The organism is Nonomuraea sp. NPDC048826 (assembly GCF_043198225.1).
In the GTDB taxonomy this organism is placed as follows: domain Bacteria; phylum Actinomycetota; class Actinomycetes; order Streptosporangiales; family Streptosporangiaceae; genus Nonomuraea.
Map to the genome: position 1 here is coordinate 1 of NZ_JBICUQ010000009.1, position 22,617 is coordinate 22,617.

Annotated in this window: 20 protein-coding genes; 7 read left to right on the forward strand and 13 right to left on the reverse strand. The window is 72.3% G+C overall.

Features of this window, described 5'->3' with window-relative positions; genetic code table 11:
• Window positions 1-91: 91 nt before the first annotated feature.
• On the reverse strand, window positions 92-301 hold the full coding sequence (locus ACGFI7_RS30505) for a hypothetical protein (RefSeq protein ID WP_393410544.1): 210 nt from the start codon (window positions 299-301) through the stop codon (window positions 92-94).
• A gap of 98 nt (window positions 302-399) precedes the next feature.
• On the opposite strand from ACGFI7_RS30505, the gene ACGFI7_RS30510 reads away from it, so the two are divergent.
• Entirely contained in the window at window positions 400-1,362 is a 963-nt protein-coding gene (locus tag ACGFI7_RS30510) for a serine hydrolase domain-containing protein (protein WP_393410546.1), read from the forward strand.
• Here the strand turns inward: ACGFI7_RS30510 and ACGFI7_RS30515 are convergent.
• Window positions 1,343-2,212: a LysR substrate-binding domain-containing protein gene (locus ACGFI7_RS30515; RefSeq protein WP_393410548.1), complete on the reverse strand. Its 870-nt coding sequence runs from the start codon at window positions 2,210-2,212 to the stop codon at window positions 1,343-1,345. The two genes, ACGFI7_RS30510 and ACGFI7_RS30515, sit on opposite strands and share 20 nt — an antisense overlap.
• A 71-nt stretch (window positions 2,213-2,283) precedes the next feature.
• Between ACGFI7_RS30515 and dapA the strand changes: the two genes are divergently transcribed.
• The gene (gene dapA, locus ACGFI7_RS30520; protein WP_393410550.1) at window positions 2,284-3,165 is read left to right on the forward strand and encodes a 4-hydroxy-tetrahydrodipicolinate synthase; all 882 of its coding nucleotides are present in this window, start codon (window positions 2,284-2,286) and stop codon (window positions 3,163-3,165) included.
• Here dapA and ACGFI7_RS30525 read toward each other — a convergent pair.
• From ACGFI7_RS30525 to ACGFI7_RS30535, 3 genes are read right to left on the reverse strand one after another with little or no spacing between them, the layout of a single operon-like run.
• On the reverse strand, window positions 3,152-7,951 hold the full coding sequence (locus ACGFI7_RS30525; RefSeq protein ID WP_393410552.1) for a DNA repair ATPase: 4,800 nt from the start codon (window positions 7,949-7,951) through the stop codon (window positions 3,152-3,154). The genes dapA and ACGFI7_RS30525 overlap by 14 nt on opposite strands.
• Window positions 7,952-7,954: 3 nt before the next feature.
• Entirely contained in the window at window positions 7,955-10,051 is a 2,097-nt protein-coding gene (locus ACGFI7_RS30530) for a flotillin family protein (RefSeq protein ID WP_393411393.1), read from the reverse strand.
• Between the two features lies 1 nt (window position 10,052).
• Window positions 10,053-10,604: a hypothetical protein gene (locus tag ACGFI7_RS30535; protein ID WP_393410554.1), complete on the reverse strand. Its 552-nt coding sequence runs from the start codon at window positions 10,602-10,604 to the stop codon at window positions 10,053-10,055.
• Between the two features lie 166 nt (window positions 10,605-10,770).
• On the opposite strand from ACGFI7_RS30535, the gene ACGFI7_RS30540 reads away from it, so the two are divergent.
• Entirely contained in the window at window positions 10,771-11,682 is a 912-nt protein-coding gene (locus ACGFI7_RS30540) for an NADP-dependent oxidoreductase (RefSeq protein WP_393411395.1), read from the forward strand.
• Here the strand turns inward: ACGFI7_RS30540 and ACGFI7_RS30545 are convergent.
• Window positions 11,679-12,200, reverse strand: coding sequence for a CGNR zinc finger domain-containing protein (locus ACGFI7_RS30545; RefSeq protein ID WP_393410556.1), 522 nt, complete (start codon window positions 12,198-12,200; stop codon window positions 11,679-11,681). The genes ACGFI7_RS30540 and ACGFI7_RS30545 overlap by 4 nt on opposite strands.
• Window positions 12,201-12,292: 92 nt before the next feature.
• Here ACGFI7_RS30545 and ACGFI7_RS30550 point away from each other — a divergent pair, with 92 nt between their 5' ends.
• Both ACGFI7_RS30550 and ACGFI7_RS30555 read left to right on the forward strand, forming a co-directional pair.
• On the forward strand, window positions 12,293-13,150 hold the full coding sequence (locus tag ACGFI7_RS30550) for an alpha/beta fold hydrolase (protein ID WP_393410558.1): 858 nt from the start codon (window positions 12,293-12,295) through the stop codon (window positions 13,148-13,150).
• A 5-nt stretch (window positions 13,151-13,155) separates the two neighbouring features.
• The gene (locus ACGFI7_RS30555; protein ID WP_393410560.1) at window positions 13,156-13,779 is read left to right on the forward strand and encodes an HPP family protein; all 624 of its coding nucleotides are present in this window, start codon (window positions 13,156-13,158) and stop codon (window positions 13,777-13,779) included.
• Here the strand turns inward: ACGFI7_RS30555 and ACGFI7_RS30560 are convergent.
• From ACGFI7_RS30560 to ACGFI7_RS30570, 3 genes are read right to left on the reverse strand one after another with little or no spacing between them, the layout of a single operon-like run.
• Window positions 13,767-14,681 carry an aminoglycoside phosphotransferase family protein gene (locus ACGFI7_RS30560; RefSeq protein ID WP_393410562.1) on the reverse strand — a complete coding sequence of 305 codons (915 nt, stop codon included), beginning with the start codon at window positions 14,679-14,681 and terminating at the stop codon, window positions 13,767-13,769. The genes ACGFI7_RS30555 and ACGFI7_RS30560 overlap by 13 nt on opposite strands.
• Before the next feature lie 21 nt (window positions 14,682-14,702).
• The gene (locus ACGFI7_RS30565) at window positions 14,703-15,581 is read right to left on the reverse strand and encodes a 1,4-dihydroxy-2-naphthoyl-CoA synthase (RefSeq protein ID WP_393410564.1); all 879 of its coding nucleotides are present in this window, start codon (window positions 15,579-15,581) and stop codon (window positions 14,703-14,705) included.
• Between the two features lie 43 nt (window positions 15,582-15,624).
• Window positions 15,625-15,957, reverse strand: a complete 333-nt coding sequence (locus ACGFI7_RS30570; RefSeq protein ID WP_393410566.1) for an ArsR/SmtB family transcription factor — start codon at window positions 15,955-15,957, stop codon at window positions 15,625-15,627.
• Between the two features lie 89 nt (window positions 15,958-16,046).
• On the opposite strand from ACGFI7_RS30570, the gene ACGFI7_RS30575 reads away from it, so the two are divergent.
• Window positions 16,047-16,217, forward strand: coding sequence for a DUF3073 family protein (locus tag ACGFI7_RS30575; RefSeq protein ID WP_393410568.1), 171 nt, complete (start codon window positions 16,047-16,049; stop codon window positions 16,215-16,217).
• Here the strand turns inward: ACGFI7_RS30575 and ACGFI7_RS30580 are convergent.
• Complete coding sequence (locus ACGFI7_RS30580) at window positions 16,180-17,463, reverse strand: cytochrome P450 (protein WP_393410570.1); 1,284 nt, start codon at window positions 17,461-17,463, stop codon at window positions 16,180-16,182. The two genes, ACGFI7_RS30575 and ACGFI7_RS30580, sit on opposite strands and share 38 nt — an antisense overlap.
• A 64-nt stretch (window positions 17,464-17,527) precedes the next feature.
• Between ACGFI7_RS30580 and ACGFI7_RS30585 the strand changes: the two genes are divergently transcribed.
• Window positions 17,528-18,112: a TetR/AcrR family transcriptional regulator gene (locus ACGFI7_RS30585; protein ID WP_393410572.1), complete on the forward strand. Its 585-nt coding sequence runs from the start codon at window positions 17,528-17,530 to the stop codon at window positions 18,110-18,112.
• A 7-nt stretch (window positions 18,113-18,119) separates the two neighbouring features.
• Here the strand turns inward: ACGFI7_RS30585 and ACGFI7_RS30590 are convergent, their stop codons facing one another.
• The 3 genes from ACGFI7_RS30590 to ACGFI7_RS30600 form a co-directional block, all read right to left on the reverse strand.
• Window positions 18,120-19,022, reverse strand: a complete 903-nt coding sequence (locus ACGFI7_RS30590) for an alpha/beta fold hydrolase (RefSeq protein ID WP_393410574.1) — start codon at window positions 19,020-19,022, stop codon at window positions 18,120-18,122.
• A 54-nt stretch (window positions 19,023-19,076) separates the two neighbouring features.
• Window positions 19,077-21,920 (reverse strand): AAA family ATPase, encoded by a 2,844-nt coding sequence (locus tag ACGFI7_RS30595; RefSeq protein ID WP_393410576.1) that lies wholly within the window; start codon window positions 21,918-21,920, stop codon window positions 19,077-19,079.
• Between the two features lie 109 nt (window positions 21,921-22,029).
• Entirely contained in the window at window positions 22,030-22,473 is a 444-nt protein-coding gene (locus tag ACGFI7_RS30600) for a hypothetical protein (RefSeq protein WP_393410578.1), read from the reverse strand.
• Window positions 22,474-22,617 lie beyond the last annotated feature (144 nt).

Genomic DNA, 22,617 nt, shown 5'->3' on the forward strand with positions numbered 1-22,617 from the left:
TTCGTTCTTCTTGGTCGTTGAACCAACTACCGGAGACCTCTTCGTTCAACGATCACCGACACGCCCCACACATGATCTTTCGAAACACGGCCTAGGTGACCATCCGGCGGAAGACGACGGTGGCCGTGAAGCGGTCGTCGTGCTCCGGGTCCGGCGCCACCTTGGCGCTGACCACGTGCACCTCGGCGTCGGGGCCGAAGAACCGTTGCGCCAGGGGGTAGGCGGCCGCCTCGATGGCCGCCGGGGTCCGCTCGCTGACCGTCACGGACAGTTCGAAGGGAAAGGGGTCCGTCCTGTGCATGTCACCTGCCTGGATGCTCGCGCTCGCGTCGGTTCCGCTACCCAGGCGTTCGACTCTGACACGGTATGAGGAGATTGATCCACGTACGGGAGGTTGTCATGGAGATCGCGGAGCGGCTGGACGCCGTGCTGAGCGCCGGGCAGGCGCGTAACGTGCACGGGGTCGTGGTGGTCGAGCGCGGCGAGCGGGTGGCGGAGCGGTACGGCGCCGGGGAGGACTTCCGGCTGAACGAGTCGCTGGGGCACGTGACGTTCGACGCGGACACCCCGCACGACCTGCGGTCGATCACCAAGAGCGTGGTGGGGCTGCTGTACGGGATCGCGCTCGGCGACGGGCTCGTGCCCGATCCGCGTGCGCGGCTGCTGGAGCCGTTCCCCGAGCATCGCGACCTGGCGGAGGACCCGGCCAGGGCGGCCCTGACCGTCGAGCACGCGTTGACCATGACGCTCGGTCTCGCCTGGGACGAGAGCGCGCCGTACACGAGCACCGCGAACAGCGAGATCGCGATGGAGTACGCGCCGGACCGGTACCGGTACGTCCTGGAGCGCCCGATCGTCGAGGAGCCGGGGACGCGATGGGCCTACTGCGGCGGGGCGACGGCGCTGCTGGGGAAGATCATCGCCAGGGGCGCGGGCCGGCCGCTGGACGAGTACGCGGCGCGGGTGCTGTTCGAGCCGCTGGGCATCGGCGGGTTCGACTGGACGAGGGGAGCCGACGGGGCGCCGCTGGCTGCCGCCGGGCTGCGGCTGCGGCCCCGCGATCTGGCGGCCATCGGCGGGCTGCTGCTGCGCCGGGGTGACGGCGTGGTGCCGGAGAAGTGGCTGGAGGAGATGCTCCGGCCGCGGGTGCCGATCTCCGGCGAGCGCCACTACGGCTACCACTGGTACGTGGACACGGGTGAGCCGGCGGCGGTGATGGCCACCGGCAACGGGGGCCAGTGCCTGCTCGTGGTCCCGTCGCGGGAGCTGGTGGTCGCGGTCACGGCCGGCGCCTACGACGCCTCCGACCGGGCGGGCACCGCGGCGGTGCTGGACGCCGTGCTCAGAGGTCGAGCTGGGTGAGGGCGTCGTGGAAGGCGGCGATGGCGGCCTTGACGGCCGGGTGTCCGCCGTACCCGCGTCTGAAGGCCGCCAGCGTGCGGCGCCGCAGGGGGAGCGGGGTGAGCCGGACGCCGGGCGGCGGGGCCAGGGCGGCGAGGCGGGGCACCAGTGCGACGCCCTGACCGGCGGCGGCGAAGGAGAGCACGGTGTCGAAGTCGTCGAGGTGGTGGCGCACGTCGGGCTCGAACCCGGCCGCCTGGCAGGCCCTGATCGTCATCGTGTGACACAGGGTGCCGGGGGTGGCGGCGATCCACGGGTCGCCGGCGGCGGCGGTGATGGCGGGCCGGTCGGTGAGGTACATCGGCTCGGCGAACAGCGGCTCGGTCTCCAGGGCCTCGTCGGTGACCGGGGGCACGAAGTCGTACTCGTGCACGAGCGCGACGTCGAGTTCCCCGGCGCGCAGGGCGGCGGAGACGTCGGCTGGGTCGATCTCGGAGATCATCGGCACCAGCCCGGGGTGGTCGGCGGCGAGCCGGGCGAGCGCGGGCGGCAGCAGGACCCGGGCGGCGGTCGGGAACGCGCCGACGCGCAGCGGCCCGGACGGGCCCCCGCGGGCGGCGGCGAGCGCGGCGGAGGCGCGTTCGAGCTGTTCGAGCACGGCCGCGGCGTGCTCGACGAGCAGCAGACCGGCGGGGGTGAGGCTCACGGTGCGGCCGGTGCGCTCCAGCAGCGGCACGCCCGCCTCCCGTTCGAGCGCGCTGAGCTGCTGGGAGACCGCCGACGGGGTGAAGGCGGCGGCCTCGGCGACGGCCGCGATGGTGCCGCGCCGGGACAGTTCGCGCAGGAGGTGGAGCTTGCGAGGGTCGAGCATCAGCTCATCTTACGGTGAAGCGTAGAAATCGTCGCTGGACCTTACGTGTCCGGGCAGGTCAGGCTGAGGACATGTTCACCGGAATCCACGTACCCCTGATCACCCCGTACGGCCCCGACGGCGAGGTGGCGTTCGACGCGCTCGGCAAGCTGGCCGACCACATGCTCGGCCAGGGCGCCTCCGGGCTCGTCGCGCTGGGCACGACCGGCGAGGTCGCGGCCCTGACGCCGGACGAGCGGAGCCGCGTGATCGAGACGTGCGCCGCCGCCTGCCGGGAGCGCGGGGTGCCGCTGACCGTCGGCGTGACCGGCAACGACACCCGCTCGGTCGGCCGGGCGCTCCAGGAGCTGCCCGAGGGGGTGGCGGCGGCGCTCGTCACCGTGCCGTACTTCCTGCGGCCGTCGGAGCGCGGCGTGGTCGCGCACTTCGAGGCGCTGGCCGAGGAGACGCCGGTGCCGCTGGTGATCTACCACATCCCCTACCGGACCGGGCAGACGGTGAGCGCGGCGACCCTGCGGCGGCTCGGCGGGCACCCGCGCGTCGCCGCCGTCAAGTACGCGGCGGGCGGCGTCGACCAGGACGCGGTGGACCTGCTGGGCGACCTGCCCGACGGGTTCGACGTGCTGGGCGGCGACGACGTGTTCGTCTCGCCGCTCCTGGCCATGGGCGCGGCCGGCGGCATCCTGGCCTCGGCCCACCTCGCCACGGACGCGTTCGCGGAGCTGGTCACCGCCTGGCGGGCTGGCGAGGCGACCCGGGCCAGGGCGCTGGGGCACCGGCTGGCCCGGGTGTCGGCCGCGCTGTTCGCCGAGCCGAACCCGACCGTGATCAAGGGCGTGCTGCACGCCCGGGGTCTCATCCCCACCCCGGACGTGCGGCTGCCGCTGCTGCCCGCGAGCCGCGAGGCGATCTCCGCCGCCGACCGCGCGGCGGCGGGTCTCACCGGTCCCTGATCGCCGAGCCCACGTCCCGCACCTGGTCGGCGAGCAGGCCCAGGGCGCCGACGGCCCGGCTCATCGGGTCGTCCGCGTCGCCGCCCAGCGCCTTCTCCCGCAGGTAGGCGGCCTTGATCTCGGCCCACCGGGCGGCCTGCTCCGGCGTGAGCCGGCCGCGCAGCTCCGCCAGCTTGAGCAGGTTCGCCTCCGCGTCCGCCGTCAGCGTCTGCGCCTCGCCCAGGTAGTGGTCGTCGATGAGCGCTTCCAGCTCGTCGTCGTTCATCGCCGGGACGATCCGCTCTGCCAGCTTGTTCATGTTCCGGTACGAGCCCTGCAGCCGGTACGGCGGCTCGGTGCGCGAGGCGTCGGCCTGGCCCGCGGAGGCGATGTAGGCCCGGTTGTTGGCCAGCACCACCTGCTGGACCCGCACCAGCTTGCGCAGCACGCTGAGGATCTGGTCCAGTTCCGGCTTGGTGTACGGGTGCTTGAGCTGGTCGGGCCGGACCGTCGCGTCCCCCCTGGCCAGCCTGACCAGCAGCTCGACGTCCGACCGGTCGCGGGCCGACAGCGGCGCGAGCACCGGGTTGGAGGTGAGCGCGTTGTCGATGTAGCTGAGCGCGAACAGCTCGTCGCGGCCGGAGAGCACGTCGCCCAGGTTCCACACGTCGGCCCGGTTGGCGAGCATGTCGGGGATGCGGAACCGCTGCCCCGACTCGGTGTACGGGTTGCCGGCCATGCACACGGCGAACCGCTTGCCGCGCAGGTCGTAGGTGCGGGTGCGGCCGTTCCAGACGCCCTCGATGCGCCGCTGCGCGTCACAGAGCGAGATGAACTTCTGCAGCAGCTCCGGTGAGGTGTGCTGGATGTCGTCCAGGTACAGCAGCGTGTTGTTCCCCGCCTCCAGCGCGAACGAGATCTTCTCCACCTCCTGCCTGGCGGTCGCGTTCGGCGCCTCGGCCGGGTCGAGCGAGGTCACGTCGTGGCCCAGCGCGGGCCCGTTCACCTTGACGAACAACAGCCCGAGCCGGCTGGCCACGTACTCCATCAGCGTCGTCTTGCCGTAGCCGGGCGGCGAGATGAGCAGCAGCAGGCCCATCTGGTCGGTGCGCTTGCCCTCGCCCGCCGCGCCGAGCTGCTTGGCCAGGTTGTCGCCGATCAGCGGCAGGTAGACCTCGTCGAGCAGCCGGTTGCGCACGAACGCGCTCATGACCTTGGGTTTGTACTCCTCCACCCGCAGCCGGTCCCGCTCGGCGGCGACCAGCTCGGTGCGCCGCTTCTGGAACGCGCGAAAGCCCGGGACCCGCTCGGCGGCGAAGTGCCGGGTCCTGGACAGCAGCTCGTCCAGCCGGATCTCCAGCTTCCTGTCGGCGATCCGCGGGTGCGACCCGAGCAGGCCCTCCACGGTGGCGGTGACGGTGGCGCTGGAGTCGTGCCTGGGCAGGTCGCACAGCTGCACGGCGACGGCCTCGGCCAGCTCGGGCCCCTGCGTGTAGGCGCCCAGCCAGGCGCGGGCGAGCTGCACCCGCTCCGGCAGCGCGACGGCCTTGAGGTCGGACTCGAACCCGCGGGCCCGGGACGGCCCGAGCGTGTGGTGGAACCCGTCGAGCAGGTCGCGCGCCGCCTTGCTGGTGACGAACCCGGCGGGCGTGCCGGCCAGCTCCTCCACCAGGTAGTCGCCGGACGCCGCGGCGTCGGTGTCGGGCAGGCCGACCGTCGCCAGGAAGGCGGCGATCAGCGCGCCCAGTTCGGCGGCGAGCGTGGCGAGCGCGGGGCCGGGGCCGAAGACCTCGCGGGCCCGCACCAGCGACGCGGCCCGGGTGGCCAATGTTTTACGTGAAACCTCGTCCACGCCGTGCGCCCAGAAGAGCTGCGCCGAGGCCCGCGCCTCGGGCGGGTAGCGCAGCAGCCCGGCGCCGTCGCGGAGCCGGAGCAGCGCGTCGAGGATCGCGGCCGCGTCGTGGTCGTGCACGCCCCGCTCGTAGCCCTCGTCGTAGCGGGCCGCGGCGGCCTCCCTGACCAGGCGGGCCAGGTCGTCGCCGGGCACGGCCCGGTCGAGCAGCGACGCCGCGAGATACTCGGCCCGGTACACCTCGTTCGTCTCGGAGACCAGGAGCTGGTCCCAGAAGGGCCGGGTGTCGGCGAACGAGCCCGGCACGGGCGACCGGAAGTCGGTGCCGGTGATGGCCAGCCGCATGTCGTCGTCGTGCGGCACCAGCGTGAGGTCGATCGGCTGGGTGTTGACCGCGAACCGGTGGCGGCCCAGCTTGATCGTCTCGCCGCCGTCCGCGAACAGGTCGAGCCGGTCGCGCAGCGCCCGCCCGGCCTCCTGCTGCGCCGCCTTGACCCGCCCGTCCAGCTCCTCGGCCCGTACGGAGTCGCCGAGCTCGCGCAGCTCGGCCGCGACCGAGCGGAGCTTGGACACCATCGGGTCGGTGGCGAAGTACGTGTTGATCTCGTCGGGCGAGCCGAGCGTGGCGATCCTGCGGGTGACGCTCGCCAGGATGCGGTCGGCGGAGCCGAACAGCCGGTCCGCGCGCCGGGCGAGCGCGTCGAGCTGGCTCTGCTTGCGGGACGAGAACGCCTCGTAGACGTCGTCGCGCTTGCCGGTGAGCTGGTCGGCGAAGTCGTCGATCTCGCCGAAGCGCGACTCCAGGTTCTCGATCTGGAGCATCAGCCGGCCGAGCTGCTCGTCGCAGCGCGCGGGGGTGTCGGCCATCGCCAGCGCGCCGGTGATCGACTGGCCGAGCAGCGCGAACTCGGCGGCGAACGCGGCCCGGCCCTCGCTGCCGAGCAGCTCACGGCGGCGGCCGTCGAGCATCGCGCGCGCCCGGTTGACCCCGCCGAGCACCTCGGCGATGCGGCCCAGGATGGCGGTGCGCACGGTGGCGTCGGCGATGTCCAGGGAGCCGACCACCTCGGTGACCACTTCCAGGCCCTCGGCCTGCTCGGACAGCCGGTCGGCGACGGGCCCCGCCTCGGCGGCGGTCCCGATCGCCGCCGCCTCGGCCGCGAGCGCCTCGACGGCCGCGTGGTAGCCGGTGAACGCGTCGGCGCCCTCCAGGAACGCCACGGCTCCCCGGCCGGCCTCGTCCAGCGCGCCGCCCAGGTCGGCGGCCAGCTCGTCCAGCCGGCGCAGGTCGATGTACCGCACCTCGCGCAGCGTCACCAGGTGCCCCTGGGCGCGACGGAGCGTGGCCAGCAGGCTCACCCACGCGTCGGCGGTCCCGGGCGCGTCCGCGCCGGTCCGCCGGACCAGGCGGGTCACCTCGTCCTCGGCCTCGGCGAGCGTGGCGGCGGCCTGGGCGGTGAGCTGCTCGACGTTCTCGTACTCGTCCAGCACCTGTTCGGCGGTGGCGCGCACGTCGGCGATCGGCTCGCTCAGGCCGTGCTCGCCCAGCCAGTGGTAGCTGTCGAAGGCCCGCGTGCAGGCCGCGATCAGCGCCTCGAACGTGGCCGCCGAAGGCGCCATCTCCTCGACCATGCGGGTGATCGACAGACAGTCGGAGATGCCCCGGACCAGCTCGGCGTTGCCGATCCGCTCCAGCGGGCCGGTGCCGGTGGGCTGCCCGGCCGCGTACGTGTCGGAGACGTACGGGGTCTGCCACACCTGCATCGGGTGCACCCGCGTGGGCTCCTCGGAGGTGGCGCGGAAGACCACCATCGTGCCGTCGTCGAACAGCGAGTACCCGTGGCAGACGATGGGGTTGGCCACCTCCTTCCTGATCACGTTGTACGGCAGCAGCAGCGAGCGGCCGTCGCCCCTGGCGTGGAAGACGTACAGCACGTCCTCGCCGTTCGGGGCCCGCACGACCCGCTCGAACTCCAGGTCGGCCACGTCCGTGTCGAACGTCTTGCTGGCCCCGGTGGTCAGGTAGTAGCCGCCGGGGAAGATCAGCCCCTGGTCCTCGGGCAGCCGCTGGCAGGCCTGGCCGATGCCGTCCAGCCGGGTCACGGCCTTGGTGCGGGTGTTGAAGACCAGGTGCCGCCAGGCGTCCTCCTTGTACGGCCTGATCCGCATGAGGATGAGCGGGCCGACCCTGGCGTGCTCGACGTCGGCGTCGGCGAGGCTCTGCAGCGGCTCGGCGACCGGCTCGGCGTAGATGCCCTCGCCGGTCTCGGTGTTGTTCTCGACCTTGATGGTGAGGTCGCCGCCGAGCGTCTCGACGAACACCTCGCCCTGGATGTCGATGTGCGGGTGCCGGCCGAGTACGTGGTCGTCGCGGGTGGCAGGGGTCCACGTGAAATCGTGGGAGGGCGGGAAGACATGGTCCCGCTCACCCCTGTTATCCAGATATTTCGGGACTCCGGTGGGACTGACCGCCCAGCGCAGCACCCGGATGTCGGCCGGCCCGGTCCTGAACACCGCCAGCAGCTTGCCCTCGACCCGCCTGAGCTGCTTCAGGCGGGTCTCCTTGTAGTACCGGTAGAGCTCGGCGAAGTCCTTCTTGAACGCCGGGTCGCCCAGCGCCTCCAGCTTGCCCTGCTCGAACCGGAACCCGTCGCCCTCCCGGGTGAAGCGGTGCACCGCGAACACGTCGGTCACCGACGTCTCCGGCTTGAGCCCGATGAAGACGTTGTAGCCGAACAGCATCACCTCGCCCAGGGACACGATGTCCCGGGGCACGCAGTTGTTCTCGGTGCGGATCCGCTCGGTGCCCAGCAGCCGCAGCTCGGCCCCGCCGAACACCTCCAGCCGGGCCGCGTTGACCGCCTCGGCGGCCCCGGCCAGCGCCCTGGCCTGGGCGCCGAGCCGGTTCCGCAGCACCTCGTAGGTGCCGGCCTCCAAGCCGACCTGGTCCGTCACGCGTCAGACCTTCGACGCGGAGAGCGCGGCCACCGGCTTGTCTGCCACGCCCAGCCGGCGCGCCGTGTCCAGCAGCTCGCCGAGCGGCCCGGACTCCGGCCCGCCCTGCTGGATGAGCCGCAGGAGCAGCGCCGACACGGTGAGGTTCTTCAGGTCCTCGCTGCTCACCCCGCCGATGACGCCTTTGAGGTCCTCGACCAGGTTGGCGCTCCCGTTCAGGTACGGGCCCGCGAGCGAGCTCGCCACCTCGGAGTGCCCCATGAAGCTGTCGACCGTCTTGGCGGCCGTGATCGAGCCGACCACCCTGTCGAAGAACGTCGTGTCGCCGCCGACGATGTCGATGTTGGCGTTGGCCAGCCCCGCGGCCAGCACGCTGGCCTGCGACTCGGCCAGGTGGCGGGAGACGTCGATCTGCTTGAGCCGCACTTCCTTGTCGGTCTCCAGGCGCAGGCGGTACTCCTCGTGCGCCCTGCTGGCCTCGTCCAGCGCGGCCATCGCGGCGGCCTTCTCGGTGAGACCCTCCGCCTCGGCCTTCAGCTTCTCGCCCACGGCCGCGGCGTTGGCCAGCGCCATCGCCTGCTCGCCCGCGGCCTGCGCCTTGAGCCGCTCGCCCTCGACCAGCGCCATCGCCCGCGCGCCCTCGGCCTCGGCCTGCAGCCGCTCGTTCAGCACCAGCGCCTCGGCCCGGCCGACCTTCTCGATCGCCTCCGCGTCGCGCTCCTTGACCTGGACCTCGGCCAGGCCGGTCGCGGCCGCCTCGGCCTGCAGGCCCTCCGCCAGCCGGATCTTGGCCCGCGCGTCCAGCTCGGCCGCCTGCTGCCTGGACTCGGCCAGCACCAGCTCCTCGCGGGCCTTGAACTTCGACGCGGCCTCGGCGGCCTCGGCCGCCTTGATGTCCTTGACCAGGTTCTCCTGCGCCTCGGCCTCGGCGGCGATGATGACGGACTGGCGGGTACGCTCCGCCTCCTCCACCACGCGCAGCCGCTTGATGGCCTCCTCCTGCTCGGCCACCGTCTTGTCGACGACGATGCGCTCGCGGATGACCTCGGCGATCGACCGCTTCTCGGTCTCGACCTCCTTGTCCTTCGCGATGCGCGACAGCTCGGTCTCCCGCTCCCTGGCGATGACCTCCAGCAGGCGGTCCTTCTCGATGCGCTCGGACTCGATGGCGATCACGCGCTCGCGGTTCTTCTCCGCGACGGCCACCTCGCGGTTGCGGTTCTCCTGCTGCACGCCGAGCTGCTCGTCGGTCTTGATGGCGGCGGTCTGGGCGCGCAGCCGCTCCTCCGCCTGCACCCGGTAGATCTCCGCCTCCTCGCGGGCCTTCATCGTCTCGACCTCGCGCTTCTGCTTGATCTCGGCGTCGGCCTGACGGCGCTCCAGTTCGAGGATGGCCTCGCGGGCCTCCACGTTCTGGCGGGTGATCTCCTTCTCCTCGGTGCGCTGGAACTCGTTGGTGCGCACGTGCTCGATCGCCGTCAGCTCGGTGATCTTGCGGATACCCTGCGCGTCGAGGATGTTGCTCTTGTCGAGCTGGTGCAGCGCGGTCTGCTCCAGATAGTCGATGGCCGCGTCCTCGAGGCTGTAGCCGTTGAGGTCGGTGCCGATGATCCGGACGATCTCGTCACGGAACTCGTCGCGCTTGGTGTAGAGGTCGACGAAGTCCAGGTGCTTGCCCGCGGTCTTGAGCGCCTCGGAGAACTTGGCGTTGAACAGCTCCTGCAGCGTCTTCTCGTCACTGGCCCGCTCGGTGCCGATGGCCTGGGCGACCTTGATGACGTCCTCGGCGGTCTTGTTCACCCGGACGAAGAACGTGATCTTGATGTCGGCGCGGATGTTGTCCCGGCAGATCAGCCCTTCGCGACCGGTGCGTTCGATCTCCATGGTCTTCACCGAGATGTCCATGGTCTCGGCCTTGTGCACGACGGGGAGAACCACGGCGCCGGTGAAGGTCACGTCGACCCTGTTGATCTTCGAAATGATCAGCGCCTTGCCCTGCTCCACCTTGCGGAAAAGGCGGCTGATGAGGATCAGCAGGCCGAGGACGATGATGACGACGACGGCGATGAAGACGCCGAATCCGGTGGAGATCACATCCAATTCAGTGCTCACTTTCGTAAGGCATGACCCAGAAGAACTCGCCGTCTGCGTCATATTCGAAGATCAGGGCTGTCTGGCCGCGGGTGAGCCGGTCCTGGCCGGTCGTCCTCACCTGGACGACGGCCGAGGAGCCGTCCGCGGCGGTGACTTCGGCCTGGCCGAAGTCGGAGGTCGCGCGGCCGGTGCGGATCACGCACATCTGGCCGACGAAGTCCGCGCGCGAGGGCTGGGGTCCGTCAGGCACCAGCCTCCGCAGCGGAACCAGCAGGCCACGGGTGCCGAGCCAGGCTCCGCCGAGTGCGAGCACCGGCACGGCCCACAGCAGCGGGCCGGTGACGAACTGGCTGCCGACGAGGGTCAGCAGCCATGCCAGCGCGACGAGCAGTGAGAGGGTGACCCCGGCCGGCACGCCGCCGAATCCGAGCCACGACGCGTCGCCCTCCAGGTCGAAAAGCCCGGTGATCACGACGATCCAGTACGCGACGACCACGATCAGCAGGAAGCTGAAGACGGCCGTCGGGAAGGCCAGTGCGACCTGCAGAAACTCGCTCAATACTCGATGCCCCGTCCCCCGGTGCTCCGTCTGTCGGACTATATACAGATAAAGAAGGAGTAAAGCGAAAAGTTCCCGAACGGTTAGGCATAAGTTGCGTTTCGTCGGCTCGCTTGACCTCAAGCGCGGTTGAGGAATCACGCTTGCACGCATGACCGATGAGATGATGCGGGCCGCCGCCTTCGCCGAGTTCGGCGGCCCCGACGTGTTGCGCGTGATGGAACTGCCCGCCCCTCAGGCGGGCCCGGGTCAGGTGCGGGTACGGGTGCGGACCGCCGGGGTGCAGCCGTTCGACGCGGCGGTGCGGGCCGGGTGGACCCCGCCGGGGGTGACGGGTGACCTGCCGCGGATCCCCGGCAACGAGTTCGCCGGCGTGGTGGACCAGGTGGGGGAGGGCGTGACGGGGACGGCTCCGGGGGCCGAGGTGCTCGGGTTCTCGCTGCTCCACTGCTACGCCGAGTACGTGGTGGTCGGCGCGGGCGACGTGACCCCCAAGCCCGCCTCGATGCCGTGGGAGCCGGCCGGCGGTCTGACCGCGGGGGCGCAGACGGCCGAGCTGGCGCTCGACGGGCTCGGCGTGGGGGAGGGCGACACGCTGCTCGTGCACGCCGCCGCCGGAGCGGTCGGCACGGTCGCCGTGCAGGTCGCCAGGATGCGCGGGGCCACCGTGATCGGCACCGCCCGCGAGGAGAACCACGCCTACCTGCGCGACCTCGGCGCCGTCCCGGTCGTCTACGGCGCGGGCCTGGCGGACCGGGTGCGCGCCCTCGCCCCCGGCGGCGTGGACGCGGCGCTCGACGGCGCGGGCGGCGAGGCCCTGGAGGTGTCGCTGGAGCTGGTCAAGGACCGCGACCGCATCCTCACCCTGGTCGAGCACGGCAGGGCGGCCGAGCTGGGCGTCAAGCTGACCCGGGGCACGCGCAGCGCCGAGCGCCTGGCCCGCTACGCCGCCCTGTACGCCGAGGGCCGACTGCGCTTCCCGGTACGGCGCACGTACCCGCTGGAACGCGCGGCCGACGCGCACCGCGAGATCGAGGCCCGTCACGGCGCGGGCAAGATCGTCCTGACGATCGGCTAGGAACGGGCGCGCTGCCGCTGGTTGAACCGGCCGACCTTGGCCCGGTTGCCGCACACGTCCATCGAGCACCAGCGGCGGCCGCCGTTCTTGCTCACGTCGCGGAACCACAGCACGCAGCGCGGGTTGGCGCACTTCCGCACCCGCTCCGGGCGCTCGCCGAGCACCCGGGCCAGATCGGCGGCCGCCACCCAGGCCGCGTGCCAGAGCGGATCGTCCAGGACGACGGCCTCGTACGGCTCCCCGCCGCGCAGCTGAGGGCGGCGGGCGCCGTGCGCCAGCACCGCGTTGAGCGGGGCTTCCTCGCCCCGCTCCAGCAGGGCGCGCATCGCGTCGCGGGCCTGGACCAGCCGATCACGGACGCGCTCCGGGTCGTCGCCGCCCGGCAGGTCGTGATCGGCCAGCCAGGCCCGCACGCCGTCGGGGTCGTCGAACTGGTCGAGCAGCGGCACGTCGTCGATCCACACGGTGTCGACCAGGTCCAGCCCCACGGGTTCGGTCCTGAGCGGGCGGAGTCTCACGCTGATTAACCTCTGAAAGCCATTTGACTGGTTGCGGATCACCATGTTATCACTTAACTGTCTAAATCGCTTTCACTGGTTAAGGGGCTCGCATGGCCATCCGCTACCGCACCGTCCGCGTCGACGGGCTCGACGTCTTCTACCGGGAGGCGGGCGACCCGTCCGCGCCCACGCTCGTGCTGCTGCACGGCTTCCCGACCTCGTCGCTCGCCTATCAGGAGCTGATCGGCGAGCTGTCGGACGAGTTCCACCTGATCGCGCCCGACTACCCCGGCTTCGGCCACAGCTCGGCGCCGGCGGCCGGCGAGTTCGGCTACACCTTCGACCGGCTCGCCGACGTGGTGGACCGGGCGCTGGAGACGCTCGGGCTCCGGCGGTACGCGCTCTACGTGCACGACTACGGGGCGCCGATCGGCTTCCGGCTCGCCGAGCGGCATCCCGAGCGGATCACCGGCATCATCACGCAGAACGGCAACGCGTACGAGGAAGGGCTGACCCCGTTCTGGGACCCGTTCAGGAAGCTCTGGGCCGACCCGAACGCCGACCCCTCGGCGCTGCGCGCCTTCTTCACCCGGGAGGCCACCCACTGGCAGTACACGCACGGCGTGCCGGACACCGCGCTGGTCAACCCGGACAAGGAGCTGTTCGACCAGGCGCTGCTGGACCGGCCGGGCAGCGACGCCGTCCAGCTCGCGCTCTTCCTGGACTACGCGGCCAACGTCGCGCTCTACCCGCGGTGGCAGGAGTACCTGCGCACGCACCGCCCGCCGGTGCTGGCCGTGTGGGGCCGCAACGACGAGATCTTCGGCCCGGACGGCGCGCGGGCCTTCGCCCGTGACGTGCCGGACGCCCGCGTCCACCTGCTGGACGCCGGGCACTTCCCGCTGGAGACCAGGCTCACCCAGATCGCGGCCCTGACCCGCGACTTCCTCCGCGGCCTGTCGGACTGACGGCGATGACCCGCCCCTCCAACCGCCGCACCACGCCCGGCCCCCACCCGGCGCCCGGCCCCCACCCGGCGCCCGGCCCCCACCCGGCGCGTGATCCTGGACCGGCGCCCGCTCCTGGACCGGCGCCCGCTCCTGGACCGGCGCCCGCTCTTGACCCGGCGCCCGGGGGCCGCCGGGTCAAGGACGCGGTGGTCGCCATGGTGGCGGCGCTGGCCGGGCTGCTGCTGCTCGCCGCCGTCGCCGGGGCCGTCGAACCCGGCCTGTTCGCGCTGCCGTTCGTGGCCAGCGCGGCGATCGTGGCGCTGGCCCCGGCGGCGCCGTTCGCGCAGCCGCGCAGCATCGCGTTCGGGCACGCCGGCGCGGCGGCGCTCGCCCTGGCAGCCGTCGCCCTGGCCGGCCCGTCGGTGTGGACGGCGTCCGTGGCCGCCGCCCTGTCGATCGGGCCCATGCTCCTGCTGCGCGCCCCGCACCCGCCCGCCGCGGCCACGGCGGCGCTGATCGGGCTCACCGCACCGGACCCGGTCTACCTGCTCAACCCGGTGCTGACCGCCAGCGCGCTGGTGATCGCCGGAGGAGTGATCCTGGGCAGGGTGCTCCCGGGCCCGAGGTACCCGGTCTACTGGCGGTGAGTCACCGCCTCGGCGACGGCGAGCTGGACGTCGTGCAGCCGGGTCTCGCCGTCCTCGACGTCCCACAGCGAGTTCTGCAGCACCCGGCCGAGCGTCCAGCCGGCCGCCCGCGCCGGGTCCAGCTCCAGGATCTCGACCATCAGGTCGAAACGGCGCAGCACCGCACGGCGCACGTCGCCTGAGGCCACCACCTCGCTCCACCGGTTGTGGATCGCGGGCAGCAGATCGAACCCGGGGTCGCCGGCCAGCGGCTTCGGGTCGATCGCCAGCCACGGCTCGCGCTCCCCGGCCAGCACGTTGTCGTAGTGCAGGTCCCAGTGGAGCAGCTGGTCGCCGGGCTCGCCGACCAGCTCGGCCACCGTGTCGGCGCACCGGCGCAGCCAGGACCGGTCCTCCTCCCGGGGGAGCTTCGCCAGGGCCGCGGGCACGTCGGCGAGCATCTGCCCGGCGATGTCGCCGAGCCGCCGCAGCCCCTCGGGCGCGGGCCGCGCCACCAACCGGGCCAGCAGCGCCGCGAGGATCTCCAGCGCCGCCAGGTCGTCGGCCACCGCCGTCAGCGGCCGGCGCTCGTCCAGCCGCTCCAGCAGCATCGTCCCGGTGGCCGGGTCGTGCTCCAGCAGCAGCACGGACCCGTCGCCGTTCCAGGCGCGCAGCCCCATCGGCTCGGTGGCGTTCTCGTCGGTGACCGGTTGCAGCTTGAGCGCGGCGGGTGAGCCGTCGGCCCGCGCCACGGGCAGCACCAGCGAGACGACGCCGTGCATGGGCTCGCCGTCGAGGCGCAGCCCCCACTCCTCCAGGTAGCGCCCGGCCAGCGCGGGCAGCCCCGCCGACCAGGCGCGCCCCGCCTCACCGTCGAACTTGACGTGCGACGCGGTCAGCGCCGGCGGCACGATGATGCGCACGCCCCCAGTCTGCCGCCCGGGTCAGTAGTGGTACGGGTAAGGAGACCAGTCGGGCTCACGCTTCTCCAGGAACGCGTCGCGCCCCTCGGCGGCCTCGTCGGTCATGTAGGCCAGCCGGGTCGCCTCCCCGGCGAACACCTGCTGGCCGATCAGCCCGTCGTCGATCAGGTTGAAGGAGAACTTGAGCATCCGCTGCGCCGTCGGCGACTTGCCGTTGACCTTGCGGGCCCACTCCAGCGCGGTGGCCTCCAGCTCCTCGTGCGGGACCACGGCGTTGACCATGCCCATCCGGTGGGCGTCGGCCGCGCTGTAGGTGTCGCCGAGGAAGAAGATCTCGCGGGCGAACTTCTGCCCCACCTGGCGCGCGAGATAGGCGGAGCCGAAGCCGCCGTCGAAGCTCGCCACGTCGGCGTCGGTCTGCTTGAACCGGGCGTGCTCGGCGCTGGCGAGTGTGAGATCGGCCACCACGTGCAGGCTGTGGCCGCCGCCGGCCGCCCAGCCGGGCACCACGCAGATGACCACCTTGGGCATGAACCGGATCAGCCGCTGCACCTCGAGGATGTGGAGCCGCCCGGTCGAGGCCGAGCCGTCGGCGTACTGGTAGCCGTCCTTGCCGCGGATGCGCTGGTCGCCGCCGGAGCAGAAGGCCCAGCCGCCGTCCTTGGGCGAGGGCCCGTTGCCGGTCAGCAGCACGCACCCGACGTCGGGGGTCTGCCGGGCGTGGTCGAGCGCGCGATAGAGCTCGTCGACGGTCTGCGGGCGGAAGGCGTTGCGCACCTCGGGGCGGTTGAACGCGACGCGCACCGTGCCCTGATCGACGGCCCGGTGGTAGGTGATGTCGGTGAAGTCGAACCCGTCGACTGCCTGCCACGCCTTGGGATCGAAGAGCTCGGAGACCATGGGCCGAAGCCTACCCGGTGGCGGCTTCGGCCCATGGGAGCGGTCAGGTGACCTCCGCCCGGAGCTCGGCGAGCAACTGGCCCTGGTCGGCCAGCATGTCGGTCAGGATGCGCCGCGCGATGCGCAGCAGGTCGGCGAGCTCGGGTGTGGCCAGCGTGTAGACCACGGTGCTGCCCTCACGGATGGCGGTGACGATGCCCGCCCTGCGCAGGACCGCCAGCTGCTGGGAGAGACTCGACGCCTCGATGTCGATCTGGGCCAGGAGATCCCTGACGGGTAGTGGCCCCTCCTGGAGTAGCTCCAACACTCTGATGCGAGCGGGGTGGCCGAGAGTCCGGAACAAATCGGCCTTGGCCTGGTTGACCTCCACGTGCATAGTGACAGACTAATCCAGCGCAGTTGCATAATTCTTCAAGTCGTAACGTTGTCGGATAGCATGGGCAGCGGGGACTAGGGAGTTGAGCCATGGGCCGAGGAAGAGCCAAGGCGAAGCAGACGAAGGTCGCTCGCCAGCTGAAGTACACCAGTCATCACATCGACTACGACCGCCTCCGTGAGGAGCTGGGCGCCGACGACCGACGGGACGACATGCACCCCGCTACCTCGTCCGATCAAGAGACCGGGCGCGCGCAGTAACGCGGGTCAGTCGTGCGGGAGTGAGGGTGACGTTGGTGAGCCGCCTGGGCTCGGGCGCCGGGTCCGGAGCCGTGAGGTCCAGGCGGTGCAGCACCTCCCGGATGACGACCCGCATCTCCAGCAGGGCCAGCTGAGCGCCGACGCAGAAGCGCCGGCCCCCGCCGAACGGCATCCACGCCCTGCTCTGCCGCCCGTCGAGGAAGCGCTCTGGGCTGAACTTCTCCGGTTCGGGGAACGCGTCGGGATCCAGATGCACGAGCGGGATGAACGGTCCCGCGTACCACCCGGCCGGCACCTCGTAGTCGCCCAGCCGCAATGGGGCGTCGAGCAGCCGGGGAGCCTCATAGACGGCGGGCCGCAGGCGCATCACCTCCTTGACCACCGCGTCGAGATACTCCTCGTCGTCGGGCAGTCGTTCCAGGATGTGCGGCAGCCGTAGCAGGCGTTCGAACGCCCACGCCAGGCTGGTCGCCGTGGTCTCGTGACCGGCGATGAGCAGGGTGATCAGCTCGTCGCGGATCTCCTCGTCGGTGAAGCCCGCCGCCAGCAGCCCGCTCAGCATGTCGGCGCCGTCCGCCTCGGTCCGCCGCCGGTGGGCGATCTCCTCGTACAGGATCGCGTCGACGGTCGCGCGCGCCTTCAGGAAGCGCGCGTATGGCGTGAAAGGCGCCTTCGCGGCGCGTCCGCGCAGGTGGGACGGCAGCATCACGACGGACGCCGACCCGCCGAGCGTGATCAGGCGGGGGAGCAGGACGTGCAGCCGGCCGAGGCGCTCGGCGTCGCGGATGCCGAAGATCAGTCTGATGATCACTTCCAGGGTGATCTCCTGTATGCGGTCGCGCAGCGCGAACGGCACGCCGAGCGGCCAGGTCGCGATCTTCTCCGCGGCGATGTCCGCGATCTCGTCGTGGTAGCCGGCCACCTGCCTGGCGCGCAGTGGCGGGGTGAGCGCCTTGCGGTGGTGTGACCAGGCGTCGCCGTCCAGCGTCAGCACCGAGTGTGAGCCGACCATGGGCTTCAGGAAGTCGCGCCGGGCGGCGCCGGCCAGGCCGCCGCCCCGGTCGGTGCGGAAGACCTGCTCGGCCAGCTCGGCCGTGGTCACGTACACCTCGGGCGGGAACCCGAAGTAGCGCACCGTGAAGATCGGGCCGTGCCTGCTGTGCAACCGGTCGAACGTGCCCGCGGGATCGCGCAGGAACCATGCGGTCTGGACGGCGGCCGGCATCCGGGACCCGGGTGGGATCATCGTGACTCTCCTTCGATACGTACGTATGTCATAGACGCTTGTATATATCGATAGCATGGATCTCGTGTCACGAAAAGAGGTCCGCGAGCGGTTGCTCGCCGGCGCGGTGAGCTGCCTGCAGGAGAAGGGCTACGCCCGCACGACCGCGCGCGACCTGGTCGCGGCGTCGGGCACCAACCTCGCCTCCATCGGCTACCACTTCGGCGGCAAGGACGCCCTGCTCAACGAGGCGATCATCGCCTGCTTCGAGGCGTGGACCGTGCGGACCGAGCAGGCCGTCTTCGCCGACGCCCTCGGCTCGCCCCGCGAGCTGCTGGAGCGCGCCATGGCGGCGCTGGTCGACGTGTTCGCCGACATGCGGCCGACGCTGATGGGCCTGGTCGAGGGCTACCCCGCCGCCCTGCGCGAGGAGGCGCTGCGCGAACGCCTCGCCGGCGGGTACGCCCAGGCCCGCGCGGCGGGGGTCGGCATCCTGCGGCGGGCCGCCGCCGAGTCGGCGGTCGAGCTGCCGGTCGCGCCCGAGGTGCTGGTCTCCGTGGTGATCGCCATCGCCGACGGGCTGATGATCCAGTGGCTGCTCGACCCGGAGAGCACGCCCGACTCCCGCCAGGTCGTCGACGCGCTCGCCGCGATCTCCGCCGTGCTCTAGGTCCGGGTCAGCCGCGGGCCGTGTGCGCCAAGATCGCGTCGGCCACCACGTCGCGCACCTGGGCCGCCAGCATGTGACCCATGTCCGGCACCATGAGCAGCTCCGCGCCCGGGATCTCCGCGGCGATGAGCGCGCCGTGGCCCGGCTTGGCCGGTTCGTGCGTGCCCTCGATGACCAGCGTCGGCGCCTTGACCTGGCCGAGCACGCCCTCGGGCTCGAACCCCGGGTCCGCCGCGGCCGCCCGCCGGTGGTTGGCCGCCGCGTCCAGGTCCCGGGCCCGCTCGAAGATCCGCTCGGCCAGCCGCCGCTCCGCGTCCTCGTCGAACGGCAGCGCCGTTCCGTTCAGCACCCGCGCCTCGGCGATCATCCGGTCGATTTGCTCGCCCCGGGTGGCCGCCGGCGGGCTCATGATCACCTTCGTGTAGTGGGCGGTGAACTCCGGCGCCGGCGGCGGCAGGCTGCCTTCCGGCTGCGGCTGCCCGGTGAGCGCCCGCATGATCACCTCGCCCTCGTGCCCGCCCAGCGGCGACGAGCCGATCACGGTGAGGGTGCGCACCCGCTCCGGCGACTCCACGGCCACGAACTGGGCGAGCAGCCCGCCCGCCGAGTGGCCCACCAGGTGCGCGCTGTCCAGCTCGTACGCGTCCAGCACGCGCAGCACGTCGTCCTTGATGTCATGCCAGGTGTAGGGGTGCGCGTCGAAGTCGACGGTGCCCGACCTGCCCGTGTCGCGGTGGTCGTAGCGGATCACCCGGAGCCCGCCGGCGACCAGCCGGCCGACGAACTCCTCCGGCCACAGGATGCCCTGCGACATCGACCCCATCACCAGGAGCACGGGCGGGTGCTCGGGGTCGCCGAACTCCTCGGTCCAGAGCTCGATGCCGTTCGCGTTGATCAGGTTCTCTGTCATGTCCCCAAGCTTGGCCGGGATCGGCGCCGGTGCCTTCCGTAGGACTACTGGGCTCTACAGAAGGCGGGCGAGTTCCGTACGACTGGTGATGCCGAGTTTCGGATAGATCTTGTACAGGTGGTACTCGACCGTGCGCGGGCTGAGGAACAGCCGCGCCGCCACCTCCTTGCTCGACGCGCCCTCGGCGACCAGGCGGGCGATGCGCGCCTCCTGCGGGGTCAGCGCCGCCGTCACGTCCACCGCCCCGGGCGCGCCCGCCGTCTCCCCGGCCGCGCGCAGCTCCCCGCTCGCGCGCCGGGCCCACGGCTCCGCCCGCAACCTGGTGAACGTCTCCAGCGCCGACCGCAGGTGCGCCCGCGCCTGCCCAGGACGATGGGCCCGGCGCAGCCGCTCGCCGTGCAGCAGGGCGGTGCGGGCCGCCTCGAACGGCTCCCCGTGCAGCCGCGCCGCCTCCTCGAACAGCGCCGCGTCCCCGTCCACCAGGGCCCGGCAGCGCAGCAGCAGCGCCCGCGACTCGGGGGTCCTGGCGTGCGCGGCCCACCGCTCCAGTCCCTCGAGCGCCTCCCTGGCCGACCCCGGCTCGCCGGCCGCCACCGCCGCCTCCACCCGGTCCGGCGTCGAGCGCCACACCACCGTCGGATGCCCCGTCGCCGCCAGGGCCGAGAACCGGGCGTGCGCCGCGTCGTACCTGCCCAGCCCCAGATCCAGCATCGCCAGCGCGTACGAGGCCACACCCGCGCGCAACCCCACCCGGTGCGGCACCGCGATGGCCAGCGCCCGGCGGGCATGCTCCCGGCAGGCCTCCTCCGCGCCGCGCAACGCCGCCACCACGGCCAGGTTCGCCAGATGCGCGGCCTCGCTGTTGGTGTATCCGGCCTCCCTGGCCAGCGCCAGACCCTCCTCGGCGATGGCCTCGCTCTCCGCCAGCCGGCCCTTGAGCCGTTCGGCCGTGGACACGAACTCCAGCACCACCGGCAGCTGCCCCACCATGCCCGACACGCGCGCCACCCGGCCCGCCCGCTCGACCAGCTCGGCCGACAGATCCGCCTCACCCAGATGGCTCGCCGCCGCCGACGCCCACAGGAACTCGGCCGCCTCCCGCAGTTCGTCGACCCGCTCCAGCGCGCCACGCAGCAACGCGACCCCGCCGCCGTCGTCGAGCATCCGCCCGATCCCGGCCACCACGTCCCGCAGAAACCCCGGCGGATGCGCCGCCGCCCTGCGCCCGATCTCCACCAGAGCCCGGACGTCGCCCGCATAACTCGCCGCCTCGGACGCGTCGGCCAGCAACTCCATGCTGTCGTCGGCGCCCAGGATCCGCACGGCCTCGACGGCATCCCCGGAGTTCAACTCGAACCGCCCCCGCAACTGCCTGACCTCCCGCCGCAACCCGTCCCACCGGGGCGCGGGGTCCGTCGGGTCCTGGGGGTGGTACGGGTCGCGGTGCTCGTACGGACCTCGCGCCCCCTGCAGACCCTGCTGGGCCTGCGGACCCTGTAGACCCTGCAGACGCCGCCGACCTTGCAGATCCCCATCCTGCTGATCCTGCGGATCGAGAGGGTTGTACGAGTCGTACAGGTCGTCGGGGAGGGAAGGCGGGGTGGTGAGGGCGCGGGCCTCGGCCAGGTAGGTCTGGGCCTGGCCGGGGCGGCCGCCGAGCCAGGCGGCGGTGGCCGCGTCGGTGTAGCGGCGGGCGCGGGCCCACGGGTCCGGGGTCAGCTCCGCCGCCCGGCCGAGCGCCGTCGCCGCGTCGCCGTACCCGCCCCGAGCACGGGCCCGGCCTGCCGAGGCGGCCAGCGCGGCGGCCACCTGCTCGTCCTGACCCACGGCGGCGGAGGCCAGATGCCAGGCCCGCCGATCCCCTTCCACCAGCTCCGCCAGCACGGCGTGCGCCCGCCGCACCTCCACCGGCCCGGCCGCGGCATGCATCGCCGACCGCACCAGCGGGTGCCGGAACCGGATCACCGCCCCGTCGACGACCACCAGCCCAGCCTGCTCCGCCTCATCCAGCCCAGCCGCCGCGACCTTCAGCCCTGCCCCCGTCACCTTCTCCTTCGCATCCCAGCTGAGCATCCGGGCGGCGGTGTGGAGGGTCAGGGTGGTGTCCGGTTCCAGGGAGGCTGCCAGGAGGATGTGCCGGGCCGGGGCCGAGAGGCGGGTGATGGGGTCGCCGAAGAGTTGGGCGCCGCCTGGGAGGGGGTCGGGGAGGGGACGCAGGCCGGTGAGTTGGTCGGGGGTCAGCGACGACAGGGTCTCGCCGAGGACGAGGGGGTTGCCGCCGGTGAGGGTGATCAGGCGGGCGCGGACGGCCGGTGCCGCCGAGGCGCGGGCGTCCACCAGGGTGGCCGCGCTCTCGTCGTCCAGCCCGCGCACCCGTATCTCGGGCACACCTTTGTACGTGCCGTCACCCCGGACCGCCAGCAGCATCCCGATCCGCTCGGTGCGGACCCGGCGGGCGGTGAACAGCAGCGCGTCCGCCGACGCCCGGTCCAGCCATTGGAGGTCGTCCACCAGGCAGAGGACGCCCCCGTCCGCGGCCGCCTCCGCGAGCAGCGAGAGCACCCCGGCCGCCACCAGGAACCGGTCCTCGCTCGGCGCCGCCAGCCCGAGCGCCCCCGCCACGGCTTCGCGCTGCGGCCCCGGGAGTGCGTCGAGCAGCCCGGTCACCGGGCGCAGCAGCTGGTGCAGCGCGGCGAACGCCAGGTCGGCCTCGGCCTCGGCGCCGCACGCGCGCAGCACGGTCGTCCGGGGTCCGGCGTGCTCGGCGGCCAGGTCGAGCAGGGTCGACTTGCCGATGCCCGCCTCGCCGCGCAGCAGCAGGGCCTGTCCCGCGCCGGCCGCCGCCGCGTCGATCACGCCCTGGATCGCGGCGATCTCCGTGGCTCTGCCGTACAACATGAAACGACCCTATAAGGCCAAATATCGTGATGAATCTCACGTACTGCTGCATGTCCGAATACACGAAAAGGCGCGCCCCCGAATACCGGGAGCGCGCCTTCACCGCGAATCATGGCATCTTGCGCGACGCCTCATCGGTCCGCTCGGACATCGGCGTGGCCGCCGGGTCCGTGGACGACTGCGTGACCCGGTCGGGCCGCTCGTGCGCCCAGCGGGACGCGTCGGACGCGGAGTCCTTCATGTGCTCCGTCCATTGCTGGGCGTTGCGCCGATAGAACATGACTCCGGCCACGCCGATCGCCAGACCGGACACCAGGATGAACATGGGCCAGCGCCGAGACCTGGGCGAACGGCGCGGATCCACTCGGATGGCGGCCTCGTTCAGCATCGAGCTGACCGCCGGTGCGAGTTGGTCCTCGACCCGGTGGGCGGCGTTCTCCAGCCTGGGCGCAGCCCATCTCCTGGCGTCGTCGACGCTCTTGTAGGCGACCAGCTTGGCCTGGTCGGCCATCGGCGTCACACGCTGGCCGGTCTTCACTGCCTGGGCCTTCACTCGGCCCGTCCACGTGGTGGGCACTTCTATGGCCACGCGGCGGCGTCTTCTCAGTGTCAGGGACACGACAACCTCCCCTATCGTTGGGGCCCCGCGCCTGACCTGCCCGATACAAAGCGGCTCAATCATGGCCCGTCGTGGGAG

What these genes read in the sequence shown, in the direction of transcription:
- ACGFI7_RS30505 (WP_393410544.1), bottom strand. Translation starts at nt 301, where the DNA reads ATGCACAGGACGGACCCCTTTCCCTTCGAACTGTCCGTGACGGTCAGC.
- ACGFI7_RS30510 (WP_393410546.1), top strand. Translation starts at nt 400, where the DNA reads ATGGAGATCGCGGAGCGGCTGGACGCCGTGCTGAGCGCCGGGCAGGCG.
- ACGFI7_RS30515 (WP_393410548.1), bottom strand. Translation starts at nt 2,212, where the DNA reads ATGCTCGACCCTCGCAAGCTCCACCTCCTGCGCGAACTGTCCCGGCGC.
- dapA (WP_393410550.1), top strand. Translation starts at nt 2,284, where the DNA reads ATGTTCACCGGAATCCACGTACCCCTGATCACCCCGTACGGCCCCGAC.
- ACGFI7_RS30540 (WP_393411395.1), top strand. Translation starts at nt 10,771, where the DNA reads ATGCGGGCCGCCGCCTTCGCCGAGTTCGGCGGCCCCGACGTGTTGCGC.
- ACGFI7_RS30550 (WP_393410558.1), top strand. Translation starts at nt 12,293, where the DNA reads ATGGCCATCCGCTACCGCACCGTCCGCGTCGACGGGCTCGACGTCTTC.
- ACGFI7_RS30555 (WP_393410560.1), top strand. Translation starts at nt 13,156, where the DNA reads ATGACCCGCCCCTCCAACCGCCGCACCACGCCCGGCCCCCACCCGGCG.
- ACGFI7_RS30565 (WP_393410564.1), bottom strand. Translation starts at nt 15,581, where the DNA reads ATGGTCTCCGAGCTCTTCGATCCCAAGGCGTGGCAGGCAGTCGACGGG.
- ACGFI7_RS30570 (WP_393410566.1), bottom strand. Translation starts at nt 15,957, where the DNA reads ATGCACGTGGAGGTCAACCAGGCCAAGGCCGATTTGTTCCGGACTCTC.
- ACGFI7_RS30575 (WP_393410568.1), top strand. Translation starts at nt 16,047, where the DNA reads ATGGGCCGAGGAAGAGCCAAGGCGAAGCAGACGAAGGTCGCTCGCCAG.
- ACGFI7_RS30580 (WP_393410570.1), bottom strand. Translation starts at nt 17,463, where the DNA reads ATGATCCCACCCGGGTCCCGGATGCCGGCCGCCGTCCAGACCGCATGG.
- ACGFI7_RS30590 (WP_393410574.1), bottom strand. Translation starts at nt 19,022, where the DNA reads ATGACAGAGAACCTGATCAACGCGAACGGCATCGAGCTCTGGACCGAG.
- ACGFI7_RS30595 (WP_393410576.1), bottom strand. Translation starts at nt 21,920, where the DNA reads ATGTTGTACGGCAGAGCCACGGAGATCGCCGCGATCCAGGGCGTGATC.